This is a genomic window from Neisseria sp. P0008.S010, assembly GCF_051962715.1.
Taxonomy (GTDB): Bacteria; Pseudomonadota; Gammaproteobacteria; order Burkholderiales; family Neisseriaceae; genus Neisseria; species Neisseria elongata.
Genome location: NZ_JBQCVA010000293.1, coordinates 1 through 270, shown reverse-complemented (window position 1 = coordinate 270; position 270 = coordinate 1). Strand labels below are relative to the sequence as shown.

At 51.1% G+C, this 270-nt stretch carries 1 rRNA gene; it reads right to left on the bottom strand.

Annotated elements, in window-relative coordinates:
- A 16S ribosomal RNA gene (locus tag ACTHSL_RS13650) occupies positions 1 to 270 on the bottom strand; the annotation flags it as partial.

Genomic DNA, 270 nt, shown 5'->3' with positions numbered 1-270 from the left:
AGACAGGACTACACGGGTATCTAATCCTGTTTGCTCCCCACGCTTTCGCACCTCAGTGTCAGTATCAGTCCAGGTAGTCGCCTTCGCCACTGGTGTTCCTTCCTATATCTACGCATTTCACCGCTACACAGGAAATTCCACTACCCTCTACCGTACTCTAGCTCAGCAGTTTTGAAAGCAGTTCCCAGGTTGAGCCCGGGGATTTCACTTCCAACTTACTGAACCACCTACGCGCGCTTTACGCCCAGTAATTCCGATTAACGCTTGCAC